This window comes from Bacillus sp. ISL-77, assembly GCF_018613105.1.
Genome location: NZ_JAGGQY010000075.1, coordinates 26,507 through 33,612, shown reverse-complemented (window position 1 = coordinate 33,612; position 7,106 = coordinate 26,507). Strand labels below are relative to the sequence as shown.

Annotated in this window: 7 protein-coding genes; 5 read left to right on the top strand and 2 right to left on the bottom strand. The window is 39.1% G+C overall.

Features of this window, described 5'->3' with window-relative positions; genetic code table 11:
* Positions 1-163 precede the first annotated feature (163 nt).
* On the bottom strand, positions 164-619 hold the full coding sequence (locus J7E77_RS26305) for a MerR family transcriptional regulator (RefSeq protein ID WP_214718041.1): 456 nt from the start codon (positions 617-619) through the stop codon (positions 164-166).
* Positions 620-1,212: 593 nt separating this feature from the next.
* Here J7E77_RS26305 and J7E77_RS26300 point away from each other — a divergent pair.
* The 5 genes from J7E77_RS26300 to J7E77_RS26280 all read left to right on the top strand — a co-directional run bounded on the left by J7E77_RS26300 (position 1,213) and on the right by J7E77_RS26280 (position 6,430).
* Positions 1,213-2,409, top strand: coding sequence for an MFS transporter (locus J7E77_RS26300; RefSeq protein WP_214718039.1), 1,197 nt, complete (start codon positions 1,213-1,215; stop codon positions 2,407-2,409).
* 105 nt (positions 2,410-2,514) lie between these two features.
* Positions 2,515-3,237, top strand: coding sequence for an SDR family NAD(P)-dependent oxidoreductase (locus J7E77_RS26295; RefSeq protein WP_214718038.1), 723 nt, complete (start codon positions 2,515-2,517; stop codon positions 3,235-3,237).
* Positions 3,238-3,674: 437 nt separating this feature from the next.
* A complete protein-coding gene (locus J7E77_RS26290) occupies positions 3,675-4,526 on the top strand; it encodes an aldo/keto reductase (RefSeq protein WP_214718032.1) in 852 nt (283 codons plus the stop codon).
* Between the two features lie 383 nt (positions 4,527-4,909).
* Complete coding sequence (locus J7E77_RS26285) at positions 4,910-5,665, top strand: carboxymuconolactone decarboxylase family protein (RefSeq protein WP_214718031.1); 756 nt, start codon at positions 4,910-4,912, stop codon at positions 5,663-5,665.
* An 18-nt stretch (positions 5,666-5,683) separates the two neighbouring features.
* Complete coding sequence (locus J7E77_RS26280; RefSeq protein WP_214718030.1) at positions 5,684-6,430, top strand: SDR family oxidoreductase; 747 nt, start codon at positions 5,684-5,686, stop codon at positions 6,428-6,430.
* A 245-nt stretch (positions 6,431-6,675) separates the two neighbouring features.
* Here the strand turns inward: J7E77_RS26280 and J7E77_RS26275 are convergent, their stop codons facing one another.
* On the bottom strand, positions 6,676-7,089 hold the full coding sequence (locus tag J7E77_RS26275) for a metal-dependent hydrolase (protein ID WP_308160781.1): 414 nt from the start codon (positions 7,087-7,089) through the stop codon (positions 6,676-6,678).
* Positions 7,090-7,106: the final 17 nt, after the last annotated feature.

Genomic DNA, 7,106 nt, shown 5'->3' with positions numbered 1-7,106 from the left:
CTGCAATTTAAAGTATTAATTTTGTTTTTTTTCAAGCAGAAGACGGCATACGGAAATTCATGGGCGTCTCGGGGGCTCGGAAAAGTGTATTTCCTCACAAAGTTAAAAAGTCGATGTCCCGATAAGGAACATCGACTAGCAGTATCATTAGTATTAGCAATAACTAATGAGCAATCGGCATTTTATCTTTTGCCAAGGGACAGGATGAATTGACATTTTTATCATTTTGCCAATTGGAAGGGTTGGTATCATCCGGGATTACTTCATTTATAATGTCACGATAGTGTTGTTCTTTATTAGTAATATATTCTGCCATTGATTTAATTTCTTCTAATTGAGCTAGAACCAATTCTTTTTGCTTTAATATTATTTCATAACGTTCCTGAATAGTAGAACCGCCTTCCAAACACAGGTCTACATATTTTTTGATGTCCTCCACTGACATACCACATTTTTTTAATTTTTTTGCTCCTGAAAGCCATTGTATAGAGTCGTCATTAAAAATTCGATTATTATTTTTATCACGTTGTAAACTTGGAACTAATCCCTTATCAGTGTAAAAGCGAACAGTGTGTTGAGTTAAATCAAGTAATTTGGCAACTTCTTTTACAGTGTACATGTTAGCCCTCCCTATATTTCAATGAATTATATAATATTAAATATTTGACTTCGTGTAACACGAAGATAGTAAGGTGATAATACTTTAAATTCTTACGATTGTAAATCCTATATGCTGAACAAAAAAAAAAGAATTTTAAATTATTGACTTCGTGTAACTCGAATGTTGTATAGTTACAAATGTTCAAGGTTCTGTTCTGTAATTAATCCCATAATAAATCATGTAGGTTAAGGGATCTTTCAAAAGAATTTAAATAGAGAATTACAAAGGAGGGTAATAAAAAGTGATTAAAACTATTGACCTCGTGTAACACGAAGGTGATAAAGTGATAATACTTTAAGTTCTCAAGATTGTAAACCCATAAATACAGAACAAAAAAGTAATTTTAAACTATTGACTTCGTGTAACTCGAAGGTAATATAGTTATACTTGCTTAAGGCTTAATTTATAAAATTCCTATGATTATTCGTTTAATGTAAAAACAATTTATAAGGAAAGCACCTTAAAGAAATATTTTAAGAAAGTTAAATAAACAGTTGCGACAGTATATTAACGAGGCTGTCACAGCCGTTAGATTATTAGGAGGTTTCATCATGTCCAAAATATCCACCAACTCCGACCGCCGGATGACCCCGGCGAAAACAATCATCTTCGCGATTGCCGCAGGGCTGGCAGTCGGGAATCTTTATTTGTCTCAACCGCTGTTCCAGATTATCGCCTCGTCTCTCGGCGTCTCATCATCGACCGCTGCGATGCTGGTAACCGTCACCCAGTTTGGATACGCGCTTGGGATATTCCTCCTAGTGCCACTAGGTGATGTTCTTAATTTACGTCGGCTAATTCCACTGATTCTGAGTCTATCAGCAGTGATGCTTATGGTCTCCGCCATAGCACCGACTTTCTCCGTCCTACTAGCAGCGCTCGGCGGCTTAGGATTGACCACTGTCTCTGCACAGCTTCTGACTCCATTAGCCAGTGAACTGGCTGAGCCTGAGCGACGTGGACGAGTAGTCAGCACGGTCGCTTCGGGAGCTCTAATCGGTATTCTACTTTCACGCACTATTAGCGGCTTAGTAGCCGATCTTCTCGGGTGGAGGGCGATATTTGAAATTGCAGCAGGTGTCGCAATTATTCTTGCTGTCATACTGTACAAAATCATTCCGCCACGCGAACCACGCGAACATATTTCCTACCCACGTCTTTTAGGATCAGTGTTCACCACCGTGGCACGTCATCGTGCAGTGACCCCGACGTTGGTCATTTCCGCAGCGAACTTCACCGTGTTCTCGCTGTTTTGGACATCATTAACTTATCTGCTAACAGCGGAGCCATTCTCTTACTCGGCAGGTCAGATAGGGCTCTTGGGACTTGCTGGCTTAGCTGGTGCTCTTGCTGCAAGGCGTGCAGGTGTCTTGCACGACCGTGGCTGGTCCGTTCCTGCTGCAGGAGGCGCCTTAGCGTTACTCGCATTGTCACTGATTGCGGCTTGGGTTTTGAAAAGTTCAATCATTGGACTGATTATCGTTGTTATTGTCTTAGATATCGCTACGCAGACCAACCTTGTTTTGGGACAGACCCGTCTCCTCGCTCTTCCTGGTTCTGCACGAAGCCGTCTGAACACGGCTTTCGTAGTGAGTAACTTTCTTGGAGGTGCGATAGGTTCGGTCATTGCTGGTCCACTTTGGGCATTCGGCGGTTGGTCCGCGATTATGGTCGCTGCCCTGGTCATTACCCTCGTTGGACTCATCATCTGGTCCGCTTTACGTACCCGCCTGTCCGACGCGACTTGATTAAAGGATTGTATGAAAAGTAGAGTCCTAAAGGGAGGTGGTGGCTTCATTGATAATTTACTGGATTTGTTAAAAACAGGAAAATAAATTTGGAGGTGAATGAAAATGGCAAAAATTTTCATTTCAGGATCGTCAACAGGTCTTGGTGCATTGGCAGCTAAAGAGCTAATTGCTCAAGGAAATGAAGTAGTTTTACATGCACGCAATGAAGCTCGTGCAAAAGAGGCTTTAAAAGAAAATCCTGGTGCTACTCAGGTGGTCATTGGAGACCTGGGAAAGAAAGAAGAAATTCTCTCAGTGGCTAAACAAGTCAATCAATTCGGTCGATTTGATGTCATTATTCATAATGCAGGAGTTTACACGACAGATGCTCGATTAACCTACACAGTGAATATTGAAGCGCCTTATCTTTTAACTAGCCTTATTGAGAAACCTAAACGGATTATTTATGTCTCATCTGGCATGCATCGCGGCTCTAGATTGAACATTGATCAATTAGAACAAGAAACTGATTATTCAAGTTCCAAATTAGCCTTGTTATTACTGATGAAAGCGGTCAGTCGTTTATGGACAGATGTCCTTGTCAATGCAGTTGACCCCGGCTGGGTGCCAACTCGTATGGGTGGTGCAGGCGCAAATGATTCTCTTGAAGGTGGCTATTCCTCACAGGTTTGGCTAGCTAGTGGTGAGGATAAAAATGCCTTGAGCTCAGGGAATTATTACTACCATAAGAAGCTTTCTCGTTATGATGAAAGAGTAGAAAATATTGACTTGCAAAATCAACTGCTAGCCAAATTAGAAGAAGCAACACAAATAAAGTTAAATTAGCTATGCTGATTTTGCTAGTGCGCTAATTGAGATTTTGGAAAATGGTTCTTATGTTCGTCAAAGAATGACAATTGTTGGTGATGAACAGTAAAAATTGAAAAGTAGTTCAGCGAGTATTCGTGCTTGCTGAACTCAGATAATTGGAAACAAAGAAGATGAACAAAGAATTTCTTAGGGGTAACAATTGGTACAGCAGTAGGTGGTTGATTGATATCAGGAATGTGCTTGCAATATATCGTATTAGGAGGATTATTATTCTTGCTATTGGGCTTAGCGTCTATTGTTCTGAGTCGCTACATGTTCAATCCTAAAACAAAACAACTTGCTAGTTAAGATATGATCAGTAACTTTAAAAAAATGATAATAGACATTGTGTAAAAATGAACTTGAACTATGGGTTCGTTACTCTAAGGCTTAAGAATATAGGGGGATTTTATATGCAAAAAGTAATTTTGAACAATGGTGTGGAGATGCCTATTCTCGGTTTTGGTGTTTATCTGATTGAAGATGCAAATGAATGTGAACAGGCTATTTATGATGCCCTTATGGCAGGCTATCGTCTGATTGATACGGCTGCTGCATATCTAAATGAAGAATCGGTTGGCAGAGCAATCAAACGGAGTGGCGTGCCAAGAGAGGAAATATTCATTACAACGAAACTTTGGATTCAGGATGCCGGTTATGAAAGTACAAAAAAAGCATTTGCAAAATCACTAGAAAAATTGCAAGTGGATTATTTGGATTTGTATTTAATTCATCAGCCTTTTGGCGATGTATACGGTTCTTGGCGTGCAATGGAAGAATTGTATCGTGAGGGAAAGATTAGGGCAATCGGAGTTAGTAACTTCAAGATGGACCGTCTAATAGATTTAATGGATCATAATGAAGTGATTCCTGCCGTAAACCAGATTGAAACGCATCCTTTCACCCAGCAAATTGAAAGTGAAAAATTGATGAAAGAGAACAATGTTCAGATCGAGTCCTGGGGTCCTTTTGCTCAAGGGAAAAATAACATCTTCCAAAATGAAGTTTTAGTATCAATAGCAGGAAAGTATAATAAATCCGTCAGTCAGGTGGTTTTACGTTGGTTAACACAAAGAGAAGTTGTTGTGATCCCAAAGTCTGTTAACAAAGAAAGAATCATTGAAAACTTCAATATCTTTGACTTTGAATTAAGCCAAGAGGATATGGAGACGATTGCTACTTTAGATACGAAAAAGAACCTTATCTTTGATCATTACGATCCAGCAAACGTGAGATTCCTCGGTAACGTTAAATTTGACATATAAAACTGTATTACAAGGAAGTACCGAGAATCATATCACAAGTGAGCGTAAACTTTAAAAGTAAGCTGCTGAGGCTCTTTTGGAATATGAGTCTCTCCGTCTTAAAAATGCACGTCAAATTGTGCAATCTGGACAATCTTTCAGTCGCTCTTTTGGACGATAATAGTAGAGTAGGCAAGGTTAAAAAGGAATATTAAATTAAACTACCCAATAATGATGGGGTAGTAATACTGAATGAGCTTCTATTTTATCAGTTCCAAGAACGATACTTTTCGGAACCTTTACTAAGCTCCCTCAGCACGATTTAATTTTCTCTCGAATACTCGTAACTTTAACTTGAAACTTTAGGCAAAATAGAAAAGTAAAGCCTAAAAGGAGGTCTATATATGAACCGTGTTGAAAAGAGCAAGGAAAAATACAAACAACTATTTGGGAATGGAGTACCTGCCGCATACGCTACCGACTCTGATTTTCAAGACATCCTGAGCCGATTTGTTTTTGGGGAAGTTTTTTATCAAGGTAATCTGGATGACAAACATCGTGAGCTTATCACTCTGGTTGTGCTTGCGACCAATCAAACATTACCTCAATTAAAGGCTCATGTTCTAGCTGCGCTGAAAGTTGGGCTGACTCCGGTTGAAATCAAGGAGGCGGTTTACCAATGTGCTCCATACATTGGATTTCCGAAAACGCTAAACGCCATAAATGAAGTCAATGAGGTTTTCAAATCCAACAATATTACATTACCACTTGAAAGCCAAAAACAAGTTGAAGAAGACAATCGTTTTGATAAAGGTCTTGCAACTCAAGTAGAGATATTTGGAGATATCATTGCAAAGATGCGGGAAGGTGCCCCAGCAAATCAAAAGCATATTCAGGATTATCTTTCTTCTTTTTGCTTTGGAGATTTCTACACCCGTGGCGGGCTTGATTTGAAAACACGGGAGTTGTTGACACTCTGTATCGTTAGTGCGTTGGGTGGTGCAGAAGGTCAAGTAAAAGCACATGTGCAGGGGAACAAAAATGTTGGCAATGAAAAGGAAACCTTAATCACCGCCATCACCCACTGCCTTCCCTATATGGGCTTTCCGAGAACACTAAACGCATTAAATTGTATTAACGAAATTATTCCTGAAAACTAAGAAAGGGTGTTATTTATTATGTCTAATATTCAAGATAAAGTTGTCGTTATTACGGGTGCTTCTAGCGGTATTGGAGAAGCCACTGCAAGAGAACTTGCATCTAAAGGTGCAAAATTGGTCCTAGCTGCTCGTCGTGATGACCGTTTAAAGAAATTGCAAGCTGAAATTCAAAATAACGACGGACAAGCTATTTATAAAGTGACCGATGTAACTTCTCGTCAGCAAATGGAAGAACTAGCCCAATATGCTCTTAAAGAGTTTGGAAAAATTGATGTACTAGTCAACAACGCCGGAATCATGCCACAGGCTTTTCTTGCTGAGAATAAAGTTGATGAGTGGGATAAGATGATTGATGTCAACATCAAAGGTGTTCTATATGCTATTGCTGCTATTGTTCCATCTATGAGAGAGCGCAAATCAGGTCATGTTATCAATCTTTCTTCTGTAGCTGGACATAACATCTACCCAGGCGGAACGGTATATTGTGGTACCAAATTTGCAGTAAGAGCCATTTCTGAAGGCTTGCGTCAAGAAGAAGCAATGAACAAGACAAATATCCGTGTGACAAATATTTCTCCTGGGGCAGTTACCAGTGAACTTTTAGAAACTACAACTGACCCAACGATGAAAGCAGGATTAGATGAATTTTACAAAATTGCAATTGATGCGGATAGCGTTGCTCGTGCCATCGCATTTGCTATTGAGCAACCTTCCGATGTAGCCGTTAACGAGATGATTATTCGTCCAACTGTTCAAGTTGGTTAATTATAAAAAATAAAGGTGGTAACCCAGCAAGATTCATTAAACAAATTGAATTATAGATAAGTTTGTGAAACATTGTACTTAAAGTAACGGGTGCGTTAATCCAAGAAGGATTAACGCTTTTTTTAGTAGAACTTATTGAGCTAACGATCCAGAAAGTGCAATAAGAGGAAGTATTATACAGAATGAATTTCGATTATAATTAGAATTAATAAATGCAAAAAAACTAAGAAAATATTTAGTCAGAGTTATATTTCTTTGGATAACGGTGGTAGGAACAGCTTAATCCCCCGTTTATTAAATGGTAGTATTTTTAAATCCGCTATCAGGTGACTGAGGTAACCACCAAAAAAGGAATAGAAAACACCCTGAATCCCAAGTGAAGCCTCTAAATTGGAAGCAATAACCCCCAAAAAAACAATGCCTACGAACGAATGGGTATAGCTTCGATGAGAAGTAAAGGACGCAATTACTATGTAGATCCCTAGCAGAATTAACCATATTTCCTCAAAGGAGAATCCTCCCACCAGGACAGTAATTCCTCTAATAGTTAACATATGTTTTTGCTTAATTAAGCATGCAACCACTACAATCAAAAATCCGATTCCAATCCCTAGCCATCTTTCAGCCATTATTTTTTCAAAGAAACTATATAGAATCATAATCACTCCAATTATCA